Genomic DNA, 13,233 nt, shown 5'->3' with positions numbered 1-13,233 from the left:
TAGCTTGACGGTCTTCGTCAATCAAATTACGTTATGCGTAATGTAATTACGATAAAAATAACGCAGAGCGACTGCCACCGCGAACGGTTTGCAGCCAACTGCCATCAACCGGCCTGCATTGGGCCCGGAGGCTCGATGAACCTCGAAAGCACCCCCGTCCTCGATTACTTGAGCGGATTCGGCAACGAATTCGCCAGCGAAGCCTTGCCTGGCGCCTTGCCGGTTGGGCAGAACTCGCCGCAAAAGGCCCCTTACGGCCTGTATGCCGAGTTGTTCTCCGGTACCGCCTTCACCATGAGCCGCAGCGAGCAGCGCCGTACCTGGCTGTACCGCATTCGCCCTTCGGCCCTGCACCCGCGCTTCGAGCGTCTGGAGCGGCAGTTGGCCGGCGGCCCGTTGGGCGCAGTAACGCCTAACCGCCTGCGCTGGAGCCCACAGGCGATTCCGAGTGAGCCAACTGATTTCATTGATGGCTGGGTAGCCATGGCCGCCAATTCGGCTGGCGAGAAACCTGCCGGTATCAGCATCTACAACTACTGCGTGAACCGCTCGATGGAGCGGGTGTTCTTCAACGCCGACGGCGAACTGCTGCTGGTGCCGGAGCTGGGCCGCCTGCGCCTTGTAACCGAGCTGGGCGTGCTGGTGGTCGAACCGCTGGAAATTGCCGTGCTGCCGCGTGGCTTGAAGTTCCGCGTCGAACTGCTCGACAGCCAGGCACGCGGTTACATTGCCGAAAACCATGGTGCCCCGCTGCGAATTCCAGACCTGGGCCCGATCGGCAGTAACGGCCTGGCCAATCCTCGCGACTTCCTCGCGCCGGTGGCCCACTACGAAGACCAGCAAGGCCCGGTGCAATTGGTGCAAAAGTTCCTCGGCGAATTGTGGGGCTGCGAGCTCAACCACTCGCCACTGGACGTCGTCGCCTGGCACGGCAACAACGTGCCGTACAAATACGACCTGCGCCGGTTCAACACCATCGGCACGGTCAGCTTCGACCATCCGGACCCATCGATTTTTACCGTGCTGACCTCGCCGACCAGCGTGCCGGGCATGGCCAACCTCGACTTCGTGATTTTCCCGCCACGCTGGATGGTGGCCGAGAACACCTTCCGTCCACCATGGTTCCACCGCAACCTGATGAACGAGTTCATGGGGCTGATCAAGGGCGAATACGATGCCAAAGCCGAAGGCTTCCTGCCCGGTGGCGCGTCCTTGCACAGTTGCATGAGTGCCCATGGCCCAGACGCCGAGACGTGCGCCAAGGCCATTGCCGTCGATCTTGCACCGAACAAGATCGACAACACCATGGCATTCATGTTCGAGACCAGCCAGGTGCTGCGTCCGAGCCGCCATGCTCTTGAATGCCCGCAACTGCAGGCCGACTACGATAGATGCTGGGCGACTTTGCCGAGCACCTTCACCCCACATCGGAGATAACCCATGAATCAGTCCGCTATTGCCCGCAGTTGGGTCGAACACGCCAACGGGCATCGCGATTTTCCACTGCAGAACCTGCCATTGGGGATCTTCACTCACCAGGGCCAAGCCAAGCGTTGTGGCGTGGCCATTGGCGATGCAATTCTCGATCTTGAAGCCGTACTGGCTGCTGGCCTGTTCGACGGTCAGGCCCGTGCTGCCGTCGAGGCTACCCGTGGCGGTGCCTTGAACGCCTTTTTCGCCCTCGGCCGTGTTGCTCGCGTCGCCCTGCGTGAGCGCCTGCTGGAACTGCTTGGTGAGCACAGCGAGCATCAGGCTGTGCTGAAACCGTTGTTGATTGATAGCCGCGAGTGCCAACTGCACCTGCCCGCGCAGATCGGCGACTACACCGACTTTTATGTTGGTATCGAACACGCCAAGAACGTCGGCAAGCTGTTCCGTCCGGACAACCCGCTGCTGCCCAACTACAAGTACGTACCGATCGGCTACCACGGCCGTGCGTCTACCATTCGCCCGTCTGGCACTGATGTCCGCCGGCCCAAAGGCCAAACCCTGCCGGCTGGCCAGAGCGAGCCAAGCTTCGGCCCCTGCGCGCGCCTGGACTACGAGTTGGAGCTGGGGATCTGGATCGGCCAGGGCAACGACATGGGCGATGCGATTCCAGTGGCTGAAGCGGCTGAGCACATCGCCGGCTTCTGCCTGCTCAACGACTGGTCTGCCCGTGATATTCAAGCCTGGGAATACCAGCCGCTTGGCCCGTTCCTGTCCAAGAGCTTCATCTCGACGATTTCCCCTTGGGTGGTCACTGCCGAAGCGCTGGAGCCGTTCCGTTGCGCTCAGCCTGCACGCCCGGAGGGCGACCCTCAGCCGCTGTCGTATCTGCTCGACAAGCGTGACCAGGCTGGCGGTGCGTTTGACATCGAGCTGGAGGTGCTGCTGCTGACCGAGCGCATGCGCGAGCAAAACCTGCCCGCCCATCGCCTGACATTGAGCAATACTTTAAGCATGTACTGGACTGTCGCGCAGATGGTCGCTCACCACAGCGTCAACGGTTGCCAGCTGCAGCCGGGCGACCTCTTTGGTTCGGGCACTTTGTCTGGGGCACAGCCTGGCCAGTTCGGCAGCCTGCTGGAGATTACCCAGGGCGGCAAAGAGCCGGTGCAGCTGGCCTCGGGTGAAGTACGCAAGTTCCTTGAAGACGGTGACGAGATCATCCTGCGTGCCCGTTGCGTGCGTGAGGGCGTGGCATCGATCGGCTTTGGTGAATGCCGCGGCAAGATTCTTCCAGCCAAGTAAGAGGGCAGGGCCATGGATTTATTCAACTACTTCCGTTCGACCTCGTCTTACCGGGTGAGAATTGCCCTGGCGCTCAAGCAGCTTGAGTACCAGTACGTGCCAGTCAACTTGCTCAAGGGCGAACAGACTGAGGCGGATTTTCTTTCACTCAATCCACAGGGCCGGGTGCCGGCCTTGCGGATCGACTCCGGTGAACTGCTGGTGCAGTCACCGGCGATCATCGAGTACCTGGAAGAGGTTTATCCACAGCCGGCGCTGTTGCCCGCAGACGCGGTGCAGCGCGCACAGGCTCGCGGCGTGGCAGCGTTGATCGGTTGCGATGTGCATCCGCTGCACAATGTCAGCGTGCTCAATCAGCTGCGTGGCTCGGGCTTCAGTGAAGAGCAGGTCAATGCCTGGATCGCGCACTGGATCAGCCAAGGGCTGGCGGCGGTAGAAAAGCTGATCGGCGATGACGGCTTCTGCTTTGGCGAAGAGCCGGGGTTGGCAGATGTCTATCTGCTCCCGCAGTTGTATGCTGCCGAGCGTTTCGGCATCGGCCTCAGCGACTACCCACGTATTCGCCGTGTCGCCGATCTGGCGGCGGAGCACCCGGCGTTTATCCAGGCTCATCCGGCAAGGCAGCCCGACACGCCGTGAGCAGCAGTCCCTAGGCTCTGTATGAAAAACCTAGTGCACTGAAGGGGCAGGGGGATGCAACTGCCCCAGGCGTTCGGTCAGGCGCAGGCGTTGTATGGGGTCGTCACTGAGTAGCAACGCATGCTCCAGGTCGAAGCGCTCGGCCTGTGGGCATTCCAGGTGTTGGTACAGGGTGGCGCGGGCCAGGTAGTCGCTGGCCGTGGCGGGGCCTAGCTGCAGCACGCGTTCGGCATCCTTGAGCGCGGCCAGGTCGTCGTCGTGGGTTGAGTGCAACTGGCGCAGGTTGCGTGACAGACGCTGGAGCATCTGCTTGGGGCTGGCGGTAAGCAGGTGTTCGGCGTTGAGCTGCAGCTGTGGGCCAAACTGGCGTCCGAGCAGTTCACGGCAATCCGCCGGGTAGAGCCTGCGGCCTCCGCACGGGTCAAGCAGGTGGTCGGCGCCGGGAACACGCAAGAGAAAATGCCCGGGGAAATTCACGCCTTCCAGCGGGATCGACAAGCCATGCGCCAATTCCAGGGTCAGCAACGCCAGGGCGAGCGGCTGGCCACGACGGCGCTCCAGTACTTTATCGAGCAACGCTGCCTGGGGGCGTAGGGGGTGGTACTCATCCTGCTGAAAGCCCATGGCGTTGAGCTGGCGTAACAGCGGCTGGGCCAGTTCGCTGAGCGGCAGCATCGGCAGACCGGCACTGACCTCCTGTTGCAGTGCTTTGACCTGAGCCATGATGGCCAGCGGCTGGACACTGCTGTCGTGTTCAACTGCAACCCATAACGCTGCCTCCAGCAAGGCAACCGGATCGCGTTCCAGACAGGCAAGGCAGGCTTGGCGTGGGCTCATGAAAATCTCCGCTCCAGCTTATTTTGTAGCGCTGGCAACGCCTTTCGTCCAGTGGTCCGGGCATTGTCATCAAGCGGCAATGTGCGGCCTATACTGGGATCAGCACCTCACTGAGGAGCCCGCTGATGTTCGCGCTGATGCAAAGTACCCACACGCAATCGCTGCACCTGTGCATTGACCCCGCAACGGGCCTGAAGGCTGTGGTCGCCATTCACAGCGAACACTTGGGGCCAGCGATGGGTGGCTGTCGCTATCTGGCTTACCCCGATGACGACAGCGCCATGATCGACGCCATTCGCCTGGCCCAGGGCATGAGTTACAAAGCGGCGCTGGCGGGCCTGTCACAGGGTGGCGGGAAAGCGGTGATCATTCGTAACCCCCATGTGGAAAACCGTGCTGCGCTGTTCGAGGCCTTCGGTCGCTTCGTCGACACCCTGCAAGGCCGGTTCATTACCGCCGTCGACAGCGGCACCTCGACCCTGGACATGGACTGCATTGCCCAGACCACCCAGCACGTCACCAGTACCACTGCTGTCGGTGATCCCTCGCTGCATGCCGCCATGGGCGTGTTTGCCGGCATTCGTGCCACGTCCATGGCGCGCCTGGGGAGCGACAACCTGGAAGGTTTGCGCGTGGCGGTACAGGGGCTGGGTAATGTCGGTTATGCGCTGGCTGAACAGTTGCATGCCGCAGGTGCCGAATTACTGGTCAGCGACCATGACCAGGGCAAGGTGCAACTGGCGATCGAACAGTTCAACGCGCGGCCGGTGGCCAACGAGATGTTGATCAGCACGCCCTGCGATATCTTCGCACCCTGTGGGGTAGGGCCGGTGCTCAATGGCCAGAGTGTGATGCAGCTACGCTGTGCGGCAGTGGCCGGTGCGGCCAACAACCAGCTGACCACCTTGCAGGTGGCCGACCAACTGGAAAGCCGCGGGATTCTGTATGCGCCTGATTACGTCATCAATGCCGGTGGGCTGATCTACGTGGCGCTCAAACACCGCGGCGAGTCGTTGAGCACGATTACCGGCCATTTGGCGCGCATTCCTTTGCGTCTAACCGAAGTGTTTGCTCACGCCCAGGCAGAAAAGCGCTCTCCGGCGCGAGTTGCGCAGATGCTTGCCGAGCGCTTGATCTACAACACATGAGTGTTACTCGTCTGGCGTGCCAGAAAGCAGCTCGGACAGGGCGTCTGGCTGGCTCTTGAACGCTTTGGCAAACACGTCGCGGTTTTTAGCCATATAGATGCCTGCATCTTCGACCTGTTGTTCACTGAGCGACGGCACGGCCTTTTTCAGGACCTCGGCGAGCAGCTCGGCCAGCTCGAGCATTTTGCTTTCTACAGCAGAGTGAGGCTAAATCCTGTCAATGATCGATTCTTCTTGAAGGCAGATGTGACACCTCCTTATCCACGTTCAGCAACGGGTAAGCTAGCGCCGGGATGTTTGGTTACTCATTTGTCTGGGCGAGTTGGGGACCGCAACGACCCCGTATCGGTCGGCGACTGGGCCGGTGGATCCTACCAATAGAAGATGAGCGTCGAGATTGAAATTGCCACTGGAGCAGCGAGTGAACTCATTTTTTTTTTCAGAGTTAAGCTTCGGAATCCCACATCTCTCGAAATTTAGCGCAGACAGCGTCAATGTCAGTCTTTAGAGATGGCGCATCTGTAACGTCCAGCTAGCAAGAGAACTAGAAGGTCGCTGATCCCACAGGCATTGGCTCTTACGGGAGTAGGGTTTTCTCGACCGCTTCTGCGTTGGTCTTCGGACGTTCATGGGGAGGCAGCCCCAGCGCCTGTACAGCAGGCTACTTTCACGGCAATAGGGTTCGTGGATGACAGCCTAACTGCTGGGCGATTCTATAGAGCTTTTCGACAGTGACGTTCATTTCACCTCGCTCGATGCGGCCCATATAGCTCCGGTCCAATTGGCAGGCTAGCGCCAGAGCCTCTTGGGACAATTCTATGGCCTTTCTCCGTTCCCGGATTCGTCTGCCCAACTCCTTCGCCAACTCTTGCATGACCGCCTCGAACAATTCAAGGCGGAACTTTCCGTCGTTTACGGATGCAGAGGCCACGGTTTATAATCCGCATTTCACTGCTGTTTGAACCTTTCAGGTGCCTGTATGAAATCGGCTACGTTTAGGCTCGACAGGCGCATCTTTGAGTTATTTCAGGACGAAGCACTCTTGCGTTTCACGACGCGTGAGTTACGAGATGCCTACGTTCGAGAGCTCGCTTCACCTCCCAAGTCCATGGTCGAGTGCTGGCGATACATCCATGATCAGATACGCCGTCTGATTCGTGTCGGATGGGTGCGCGCAGAGGATAGTCGTGCGGGTCGTGGTAAAACCTATCGAGTACTCACCCAACCCGAACATCTCACTCTCGACTTGGTGGATCGGTGTAGCTCGGAGCAGCCCGCTCGGGCCGATACGGCATATGGGGAGGAGCCAGTAGAGGAGTCGGCTGTACGCCGCCTACAAGAATTGGCCAAGGAGATACGGCTGGATCTGCTGTCATCCATGGGCGAAGCCGAACGATATAAGCAGTTGATGCAAGAGATGCCGCAGTTGAAAGAGCAGGTAGAAGACGAATTCCTTGAAGCACGCGACCGCGGCTCCCGACTTCTCGGGCATCTAAAGGCCGTAGAGAAAACACTCAAATTTTTGAGCATTGTATGAGTTCGCTTCGAAAATGGCAGAGTGATTGCGTAGACGCGGCCTTGGAGCACTACGCAAAATTCCCACATTTCTTTTGCCAGGCGACACCTGGGGCGGGTAAGACGCGGATGGCGGCTGAGGTCGCTCGGCGTCTCTTGCTCAGCGATAAAATTGACTTGATCCTTTGCTTCGCGCCGTCTTGTCAGACCGTAGAGGGCTTCAGGGGCACGTTCGAATCTCACCTAGGACTCCGTTTCGATGGCCGTATTGGCGCTGTCGGTGCGGTTTCGACCTATCAAGGGATGGATTATCAAGATCAAAGCTTCTGGGCTCTCCTTGATCAGTATCGTGTTTTTGCGGTGTTCGATGAGATACATCACTGCGCTGGAGCGGAACTTTCGCTCGGGAACACTTGGGGGCAGCTGATTATTGAGAGAGTTCAAGGGCGGGCTACGTATACTCTTGCCTTGTCAGGCACTCCCTGGCGTTCTGATGAAAGGTCGATTGTGCTCGCCAGATACTCCAATCCGGATGGGCGCATACTCTGTGACTTCAAATATGGACTCAAGGCAGCTATAAACGATCTTGTATGCCGATCCCCCCGGATTGTCCTCATCGATAACGGTGCGGTGAAGGTAACGACTCGGAGCGGGAAAAGCTCCACGGTCAACACTTATTCGAGTATCGCTGAACTGCTCGGCGATTCGCCGGTGACGTTTGAATATTTGCTGTCGCAACGAGAGTTGGTCAGTCAAATTCTCGAGCTTGGGTGCAGAAAACTGGATGAGATCCGACTAGAAACTCTTGATGCCGGTGGCCTTATTGTAGCTGCCAGTATCAGACATGCTCATCTCATAGCTGATGAACTAAGTCGGTTAGGGGAAAGTTGTCAAGTGGTAACCAATCAAACACCAGATGCTCAGGAAGCTATCGACGAGTTCCGAATCGGGACGGGACGCTGGATTGTGGCGGTGGGAATGATCAGCGAAGGGACAGATATTCCTCGTCTGCAGGTATGCTGTTACCTCAGTCGTATCCGTACGGAGTTGCACTATCGCCAAGTTTTGGGACGAATTCTTCGCCGAATCGGTCCTCAGGATGCCATGGCCTGGCTTTACGTCCTTGCAGAGCCCTCATTGAAAGCGTTCTCGGAGCGCCTATCGTTAGATCTTCCGGAAGATCTAGCGGTGATTCATCATGTTCATCGCGGGCGTATCGAGGTCGAGTTAACCCCTGAGTATTGCGGTTTTGAGTGCCTCGAAGACCAAGCCACAATCAGCGTTTCGTCGCCTTTACCGACTACAGCAGCGAGAGACGTAGGGGTTGAGTGGTCGACTATTGAAGACTCGTGCAGCCTACACTTCTTGCCGACGTTTCGTACGGAGTTGCTAGAAATCTACTAAGCCTTTTGACGATGTTATTCATAGGCTCTGAGTAGGAGGCGAAAACTGAGCATTGTTTTTAGATAGTTAAAACGTAAGCGTCCGGGCAATACGTCTTGCTTAATAAAAAAGCTGATAATTTCAACGCTTGGGTCGTTCACGCTTCCTTGACGCAGTCACGCGAGCCCTCTTGGAAAACTTCAAGTTTTCTGAGTCACGCCAGTAAGATTGGCGCGTCTGTTCGCGATTAGATGCCATATGATCGCCAACGCAGCGCAACCCAACCACGGCAGCAAAAACGCATTCAACACTTGCCATCCAAAATTATTCAGTAAGCCTCCGGCTCCAAACGAGCAAGAGAGCCCTACCGCAAAAATGACCATGTCATTGGTGGCTTGAGCGCGACTTTTTACCGACGTCGCACTCCCCAAGGCTCCTCAATTCGGAGAGGCCGGATGGGAATCACTACTCATCAGCAGTGCCACCGGCCGATAAATGAACGCTACCAGTCATCCTGCCGGCGACGATGTGCAGCGGCCAATGGAGTAAGGTAAACGTGACCAAAAAGCGCATGGTGGTGGCGGAAGCTATATGGCAGCGATCATCCTTATAGGACCCTGTTTTCCTTCGCTAGCCGGTTGTTGGAGCACCCCGCACCGGTGCTTCGTGGCGCGTCGAAGTCAGGTCATGAACCAGGCGGCCTACGTCTTGGGCAGTTACCGGTTAGCATCCGAATGGTTGTCGCGGCCAGCTCTTGGCTTGGACATGCGCACGCCCTGTAGTCTGCTGGCAGATGCTGATCGCTACCGACAAGTCGTCGACCACCTGGTGAGGCTTGAGTATGGCGTCTATTGACGCACTCGAGACATCATGAAATCCGAGAATCGAAGCGAATTGGGGGTGGAGCTCTGCCGGATAGAGGCTCTATCCCGGCTGGCCGCACGCACCGAAAAACGAAGCCGCTTCCGGGACATTGCCCTCGTGAGCGGCGCGGATACAGAACCTGTTGATCGCCTTGCCGGAGGATCACTCAACATCATTCGCAAGGCGATGAAATAATGACATCCCAGTGTGCTTGGGGCATCCCATACTGCAGATTGCCGTTGTCCAGACGGGTGAGCCGTCGCACACATCGCAACGCACATCAGTCACCGCCTCAGTTTCCACACGGCCAGTGATTTTCATTCGAACCGAGCCTAGTTTTTTATCTGCCTCTTCAGCGTAGCGGTTTGGCCTGCCCCAGCTGGTCATCGCTCGCCAGGGAAGGATCGATCCATTTCCATCCACACAGCGCTGAAACTCCCATTTTTATCTGACGCACTGTCCTATTGCACATTTCATCTCGAATAGTATTTCATCCGTAAAAACAAGGATGGAGACCTTCATGTACCTCGCTGAGCTGACCATCAAGAACTTCCGCAAGCTGCGCGAAGCCACGCTGAAATTTCAGCCTGGTTTGAATGTGCTGGTAGGGCCAAACAACGTAGGCAAAAGCGCGGTAGTGGATGCGCTCCGGACGCTTCTCGCGGGACATGATGAACCCTATCCCCGTCTCGATGTTTCGGACCGACATCGCCCGGTTGAAGGCGAACCGACTGGCGATATTAACTTCCATTTTGTCTTCAGAGATCTCAGCCACGAGGATGAAGCGGACTTTATTGCAGCGCTCAAGCCGTGCGCTGACAAGACTATGGAGGCGCATGTTCACGTCAGGTACACCGATGCGGATCAGACGGGTCGCTTCAGAGTAAAACGCTGGTGCGGCGATCACCAGGAGGTTGCACTTACCTCCGATATGATGGAAAACCTTCGTGGTGTCTATTTGCAGCCTTTGCGAGATGCCGCGCAGGGGCTTCGACCTAGCCGTAACAGCCAGCTGGCACGTTTGCTGCATTTGCTTACGGATGATGAAGGTCGTGAAGCAATCAACGCGGCGCTGAAAGAACTGGATGAAAAACTCCAGCAGAACGAGTCAATCCAAAGCACCCATACCGCGATATCGTCTCGACATGGCTTAATGATGGGAGAGCAGCTGGCACAGACGCTCGCTGTTGGGCTTAGCGCAACAGATTTCCAGCGTCTTTCTGCTCGGCTTTCCCTCACCGCTGAAGCTTTGGAGATTGAGCAGAACGGACTGGGCTTCAACAACCTGATTTTCATGGCGGTAGTGCTCAGCGAGCTGGCCAAAAACCCTGACGCAGCCTATCGAAGCTTGATTGTCGAGGAGCCAGAGGCGCATCTGCATCCTCAATTGCAGCGTGTGCTGTTGCGGTATCTCGCAGGCGTGCCGACGAATGAAGGCGAAAAGTCAGTGCAACTGTTCGTCACCAGCCACTCCCCAAATTTTGCCAGCAATTCAAAGCTCGAGTCTCTGGTATGCCTGGTAGAGAGCGATGCCGGCGTGGAGACTTTCTTCCCCCGTGACATCAAATTTGCCAAGGGTAAACGGGAAAAGCTTGAGCGTTATCTGGACGTGACCAGAGCCGAGTTGTTTTTTGCCCGCCGGGTCATTTTCGTCGAAGGTGCTGCGGAGCTCATGCTTGTCGATGCGCTCGCCAAGCTTATGAATCTTGATCTCCGGGAGTACGGTGTCAGTCTGATCAGTGTCGAGGGGCTCAATTTCGATTCCTTCTTGCCGCTGTTTGGTGAGAAAGGCCTACGAATTCCGGTCGCTGTCGTGACCGACGCTGATCCTTTCGAAGAAGAAGAGGTACAGGGCCCTGCAGAGGGCGAGCTGGATGCGGAAGGGATTGAGGATCTGCTTGCCGAGGCTGCCTACATGGAAGAAACGGATGCGCCTGAAGAGGAAGTTCCGGTCGCCGAACCGGTGAAGAAGAAAAAGGTTAAAAGGAAAGAGGTCTATCCATCGTTTGGAGACGATGTGAGATTGTCTAGCAACACCGTCAAGATGAAGGAGTCCGAAGACGCTTTTGTGAAGGTCTTCCACGGTCTGAAAACCTTGGAATACGATCTGGCACTGCTTGAGGCGAATCGCGGTCCCATGCTTACTGCGTTAGCCGACCCCCACCCACGTATCTCAAAAGCACTACGCAAGATCGTGGATGCTCAACCAGACAACACTGCAAAGGCCAAGGCGCTGTTTTGCGGGATGTTCGAGCGCAAAGACAGTAGTAGCAATGTGCAAAAGGGCCGATTCGGTCAGGCATTTGCTGAGCAGATCGCCAAAACGCCTGATTGCGCAGTCCCTGACTATCTTCAGAAAGCCATCCAGCATGTCTGCCAGGGAGCGGCCAAACCATGAAGCTCTCCGAAGAGCAGAAGGACATAATCAATGCGCCGTTGGGGCCTATCGCTGTCACGGCGTGCGCTGGGAGCGGCAAAACGGCTACGGCAATCAGGCGCCTGATTGCCATCCGGCAGAAGATGGACAACAGCCGTGGTCGGGTCGTGCTTTTGTCTTTCTCCAATGTTGCGGTCAATACGTTCAACAAGGGGTACGCACAGCTCGCTTCGGCCCTGCCGGATGACGCCAATCGCAAACGCGTGGAGGTGGACACGCTTGATGGGTTTTTCACCCAGCATGTATTGCGTCCCCATGCTTACCGAACAATGGCTGCGGCTCAAGCAGCATACCTGGTGTCAGGCTCAGAGCCTTTCTTGGCCAGTTTTCAATATTGGCCAGAGGAGGGCCGCCCTCTGCCGGTCAAAGACATCAAAGTCGGCATGCAGAATGGCAATCACTACTTCTTCACCGATACACGTGACGGCGTGGAAAAACTCGATGCTGGAAAGGCTCTAAACACGGTCAATCGCCTTGGCCGCACAGGTGCCTACACTCATGAACTCGGCCGGTACTGGGTGTATCGGACCTTGGTCCACCAGCCTGCAGTTCTACGTGCTCTGGCAGGCCGGTATCCGCAGCTTCTGGTTGATGAGTCCCAGGACCTGGGCACTGTGCATCAGGCTATCTTGGAGTTGCTCATCGGTGCTGGGGTACAAGTCTCCCTCATTGGTGATGTAAACCAGGGCATCTACGGCTTCGCTGGCGCTGACGGCGCCTTCCTGAACACCTATACGGATCGTATTGGGGTGACTGGCTACAAGCTCACTCGTAACTACCGCTCACTGCCCCCGATCATCAATATCGCCAATTTGCTCTGCGGCCGGGACGATGAGCCAGATCGGCAGCCCGAACAAGGCGGAGCATATTTCGTAGGGTACAAGGAATCGGAACTGCCCAAGCTGTTCGATGCTTTCAAGGCTCATATCGATGAACTGGGTATGCAGTACAAGGATGCGGTAATTCTCAGCCGAGGGACGGGGCGCGCCGCGGTGTTGGCCGGGAACGTCGCCCCTCCTGGGAAAGGTACGATCGCAATGCTCACAGAAGCGTCTTTGCTTCGAGACCAGCAAGGTCGATACCAAGAGTGCTTTAAATTTGTATGCCGGGCTGTCGTGGGATTGCTGAACAACCCCCCAAATGGGCTTAGCTCAAACCTGCAAGGAGCACCCCATGAAGGGTGGATGCTCAGGCTCAGACGATTGCTATGGGCTTTCATTCGCAACGCCGAGACAGGACTGCCATCATCGTTGCTGTTAGCCAAAACTGAGTGGCATCCGAAGCTCATGATGAATATCAGGATTCTTCTCGCAGCCATCGAGAAACAGTCTGGGTTGAAAGCTGTAGGCACTCTAGGCAACAAACTGGCGAAGACCGGGTTGCTGGAACTTCCGCTCACCGGCGCTGCGGGGCCTCAAGAGGGCGGCCATGGAATCAGAGTCGAGACTGTACACCAGGTGAAAGGCGAATCCATTGGCGCGGTTCTGTATGTAGCGAAGAAGCCGAACGTTGAAGCGTTATTGGCGGGCACGGTTACCGAGGAAGGGCGTATTGGATACGTAGCAGTCACGAGAGCCAGGAACCTGTTTTGGTTGGCCGTGCCCAACTCAAGCCTAAAAGCGTTACGCGGGGATTTGATCGCAGCTGGATTTGAAGAACTCCCGGCTCGCAAGTAGA

13 protein-coding genes are annotated in these 13,233 nt (G+C 57.0%); 10 read left to right on the top strand and 3 right to left on the bottom strand.

All coding sequences use genetic code 11. The features are described 5' to 3' along the window. Window positions 1-135: 135 nt before the first annotated feature. From hmgA to maiA, 3 genes are read left to right on the top strand one after another with little or no spacing between them, the layout of a single operon-like run. A complete protein-coding gene (hmgA, locus tag ACVWSC_RS24470; protein ID WP_442109620.1) occupies window positions 136-1,437 on the top strand; it encodes a homogentisate 1,2-dioxygenase in 1,302 nt (433 codons plus the stop codon). A 3-nt stretch (window positions 1,438-1,440) separates the two neighbouring features. After that, window positions 1,441-2,733, top strand: coding sequence for a fumarylacetoacetase (gene fahA / locus ACVWSC_RS24465; protein ID WP_442109618.1), 1,293 nt, complete (start codon window positions 1,441-1,443; stop codon window positions 2,731-2,733). A gap of 12 nt (window positions 2,734-2,745) precedes the next feature. After that, entirely contained in the window at window positions 2,746-3,372 is a 627-nt protein-coding gene (gene maiA / locus ACVWSC_RS24460) for a maleylacetoacetate isomerase (protein ID WP_442109616.1), read from the top strand. 30 nt (window positions 3,373-3,402) lie between these two features. Here maiA and ACVWSC_RS24455 read toward each other — a convergent pair whose 3' ends face one another. Beyond that, window positions 3,403-4,209: a SirB1 family protein gene (locus tag ACVWSC_RS24455; protein ID WP_442109614.1), complete on the bottom strand. Its 807-nt coding sequence runs from the start codon at window positions 4,207-4,209 to the stop codon at window positions 3,403-3,405. 125 nt (window positions 4,210-4,334) lie between these two features. On the opposite strand from ACVWSC_RS24455, the gene ACVWSC_RS24450 reads away from it, so the two are divergent. Then, window positions 4,335-5,357 (top strand): Leu/Phe/Val dehydrogenase, encoded by a 1,023-nt coding sequence (locus ACVWSC_RS24450; protein WP_442109612.1) that lies wholly within the window; start codon window positions 4,335-4,337, stop codon window positions 5,355-5,357. Between the two features lie 3 nt (window positions 5,358-5,360). Here ACVWSC_RS24450 and ACVWSC_RS24445 read toward each other — a convergent pair whose 3' ends face one another. Beyond that, window positions 5,361-5,540, bottom strand: a complete 180-nt coding sequence (locus ACVWSC_RS24445) for a YebG family protein (RefSeq protein ID WP_442109610.1) — start codon at window positions 5,538-5,540, stop codon at window positions 5,361-5,363. Window positions 5,541-6,024: 484 nt separating this feature from the next. Continuing rightward, complete coding sequence (locus ACVWSC_RS24440; RefSeq protein ID WP_038616969.1) at window positions 6,025-6,231, bottom strand: helix-turn-helix domain-containing protein; 207 nt, start codon at window positions 6,229-6,231, stop codon at window positions 6,025-6,027. A 105-nt stretch (window positions 6,232-6,336) separates the two neighbouring features. Here ACVWSC_RS24440 and ACVWSC_RS24435 point away from each other — a divergent pair, with 105 nt between their 5' ends. The 6 genes from ACVWSC_RS24435 (at window position 6,337) to ACVWSC_RS24410 (ending at window position 13,232) form a co-directional block, all read left to right on the top strand. Continuing rightward, on the top strand, window positions 6,337-6,894 hold the full coding sequence (locus ACVWSC_RS24435) for a hypothetical protein (RefSeq protein ID WP_191833614.1): 558 nt from the start codon (window positions 6,337-6,339) through the stop codon (window positions 6,892-6,894). Continuing rightward, a complete protein-coding gene (locus ACVWSC_RS24430) occupies window positions 6,891-8,276 on the top strand; it encodes a DEAD/DEAH box helicase (RefSeq protein WP_191833613.1) in 1,386 nt (461 codons plus the stop codon). Before ACVWSC_RS24435 ends, ACVWSC_RS24430 begins: the two co-directional genes overlap by 4 nt. A gap of 570 nt (window positions 8,277-8,846) precedes the next feature. Then, a complete protein-coding gene (locus tag ACVWSC_RS24425; RefSeq protein ID WP_367619275.1) occupies window positions 8,847-9,110 on the top strand; it encodes an antitoxin Xre/MbcA/ParS toxin-binding domain-containing protein in 264 nt (87 codons plus the stop codon). A 15-nt stretch (window positions 9,111-9,125) separates the two neighbouring features. Further along, window positions 9,126-9,314 carry a hypothetical protein gene (locus ACVWSC_RS24420; RefSeq protein ID WP_191833610.1) on the top strand — a complete coding sequence of 63 codons (189 nt, stop codon included), beginning with the start codon at window positions 9,126-9,128 and terminating at the stop codon, window positions 9,312-9,314. Between the two features lie 325 nt (window positions 9,315-9,639). After that, complete coding sequence (locus ACVWSC_RS24415) at window positions 9,640-11,517, top strand: ATP-dependent nuclease (RefSeq protein ID WP_191833609.1); 1,878 nt, start codon at window positions 9,640-9,642, stop codon at window positions 11,515-11,517. Next, complete coding sequence (locus ACVWSC_RS24410; RefSeq protein ID WP_191833608.1) at window positions 11,514-13,232, top strand: UvrD-helicase domain-containing protein; 1,719 nt, start codon at window positions 11,514-11,516, stop codon at window positions 13,230-13,232. Before ACVWSC_RS24415 ends, ACVWSC_RS24410 begins: the two co-directional genes overlap by 4 nt. Window position 13,233 lies beyond the last annotated feature (1 nt).

The sequence above is a fragment of the Pseudomonas sp. NUPR-002 genome (assembly GCF_056322725.1).
The sequence above is the reverse complement of the archived record's forward strand: the minus strand, read 5'-3'. Positions and strand labels throughout refer to the sequence as shown.

Excerpts from the sequence above, each read along its gene's own strand:
- hmgA (WP_442109620.1), top strand. The coding sequence starts at position 136 with ATGAACCTCGAAAGCACCCCCGTCCTCGATTACTTGAGCGGATTCGGC.
- fahA (WP_442109618.1), top strand. The coding sequence starts at position 1,441 with ATGAATCAGTCCGCTATTGCCCGCAGTTGGGTCGAACACGCCAACGGG.
- maiA (WP_442109616.1), top strand. The coding sequence starts at position 2,746 with ATGGATTTATTCAACTACTTCCGTTCGACCTCGTCTTACCGGGTGAGA.
- ACVWSC_RS24455 (WP_442109614.1), bottom strand. The coding sequence starts at position 4,209 with ATGAGCCCACGCCAAGCCTGCCTTGCCTGTCTGGAACGCGATCCGGTT.
- ACVWSC_RS24450 (WP_442109612.1), top strand. The coding sequence starts at position 4,335 with ATGTTCGCGCTGATGCAAAGTACCCACACGCAATCGCTGCACCTGTGC.
- ACVWSC_RS24445 (WP_442109610.1), bottom strand. The coding sequence starts at position 5,540 with ATGCTCGAGCTGGCCGAGCTGCTCGCCGAGGTCCTGAAAAAGGCCGTG.
- ACVWSC_RS24440 (WP_038616969.1), bottom strand. The coding sequence starts at position 6,231 with ATGCAAGAGTTGGCGAAGGAGTTGGGCAGACGAATCCGGGAACGGAGA.
- ACVWSC_RS24435 (WP_191833614.1), top strand. The coding sequence starts at position 6,337 with ATGAAATCGGCTACGTTTAGGCTCGACAGGCGCATCTTTGAGTTATTT.
- ACVWSC_RS24430 (WP_191833613.1), top strand. The coding sequence starts at position 6,891 with ATGAGTTCGCTTCGAAAATGGCAGAGTGATTGCGTAGACGCGGCCTTG.
- ACVWSC_RS24425 (WP_367619275.1), top strand. The coding sequence starts at position 8,847 with ATGGCAGCGATCATCCTTATAGGACCCTGTTTTCCTTCGCTAGCCGGT.
- ACVWSC_RS24420 (WP_191833610.1), top strand. The coding sequence starts at position 9,126 with ATGAAATCCGAGAATCGAAGCGAATTGGGGGTGGAGCTCTGCCGGATA.
- ACVWSC_RS24415 (WP_191833609.1), top strand. The coding sequence starts at position 9,640 with ATGTACCTCGCTGAGCTGACCATCAAGAACTTCCGCAAGCTGCGCGAA.
- ACVWSC_RS24410 (WP_191833608.1), top strand. The coding sequence starts at position 11,514 with ATGAAGCTCTCCGAAGAGCAGAAGGACATAATCAATGCGCCGTTGGGG.